Here is a 1,410-nt window from a genome sequence, read left to right on the forward strand (position 1 = left end):
GTCGGCGGGCAGCGCGGAGCGCTTGCCGGGCCGGCGGCGGGGGGTGCCGGACTTGGCCCCGGCGGGCTTGTCGGCGCCGCCCTTGGCCCCGGCGGCCTGGTCGGCGGTGACCGGTACGGCCAGCGTCACGGCCACGCCGCTGGGGGTGCGGGCGCCGGTGATCCGGGTGAGGTCGGCGTCGCCCGGGCGGATCTTGGTGACGGTCGGGCGGATGCCGGCCGTCGTCATCAGCCGGTTGACCTCGCGGCGCTGCTCGGGCAGCACCAGGGTGACGACCGTCCCGGACTCGCCGGCCCGGGCGGTGCGGCCGCCGCGGTGCAGGTAGTCCTTGTGGTCGACCGGCGGGTCGACGTTGACGACCAGGTCCAGGCCGTCGATGTGGATGCCGCGGGCGGCGACGTTGGTCGCGATGAGCGCGGTGACGTGGCCGTCCCGGAACTGGTCCAGGACCCGGTTGCGCTGCGGCTGGGACTTGCCGCCGTGCAGCGCGGCGGCCTTCACGCCGTTGGCGAGCAGCTGCTTGGCCAGCCGGTCGGCGCCGTGCTTGGTGTGCACGAACATGATCACGCGGCCGTCGCGGGAGGCGATGTGCGCGGTGGCGGAGGCCTTGTCGGCCTGCTCCAGCTGGAGGACGTGGTGGTCCATGGTGGTGACCGCGCCGGCCGAGGGGTCGACCGAGTGGGTCACCGGGTCGGTCAGGAAGCGCTTGACCAGCCGGTCGACGTTGCGGTCCAGGGTGGCGGAGAACAGCATCCGCTGCCCGCCCTCGGCGACCTGCTCCAGCAGCTTGCTGACCTGCGGCAGGAAGCCCATGTCGGCCATCTGGTCGGCCTCGTCGAGGACGGTGATCGCGACGTCGGAGAGGTTGACGTCGCCGCGCCCGATCAGGTCGTCCAGCCGGCCCGGGGTGGCCACCAGGACCTCGGTGCCGCGGCGCACCGCGTTGGCCTGCTTGTTGATCGACATGCCGCCGACGACGGTGGTGATCCGCAGGTTGACGGCGGTCGCGTACGGGGTGAGCGCCTCGGTGACCTGCTGGGCCAGCTCGCGGGTCGGCACCAGGACGAGCGCCAGCGGGTACCGGGCGTCGGCGCGGCGCCCGGCGGTGCGGGCGAGCAGCGGGAGGCCGAAGGCCAGGGTCTTGCCGGAGCCGGTGCGGCCGCGGCCGAGGACGTCGCGCCCGGCGATCGAGTCGGGCAGCGTGGCGGCCTGGATCGGGAAGGGCTCGGTGACGCCCTGGCGGCCGAGCGCGGAGAGGATCGCCTTGGGCATCTCCAGCTCGGCGAAGGACGCCGCCGGGGGCCGGGCCGGGGTGCCCTGGACCACGGTGAAGTCGGTGGCCTCGGGGGCGGCGGCGGGGCGGGCCTGCTTGGGGGCGCCGCTGCGGCCGCGCGGCTTGCGCGGGCGGTC

At 75.4% G+C, this 1,410-nt stretch carries 1 protein-coding gene; it reads right to left on the reverse strand.

Annotated elements, in window-relative coordinates:
• A partial coding sequence (locus AE652_RS41390) for a DEAD/DEAH box helicase (RefSeq protein WP_049661151.1) occupies positions 1–1,410 on the reverse strand: 1,410 nt, incomplete at both ends.

It is taken from the genome of Kitasatospora sp. MY 5-36, from assembly GCF_001182915.1.
Taxonomy (GTDB): Bacteria; Actinomycetota; Actinomycetes; order Streptomycetales; family Streptomycetaceae; genus Kitasatospora.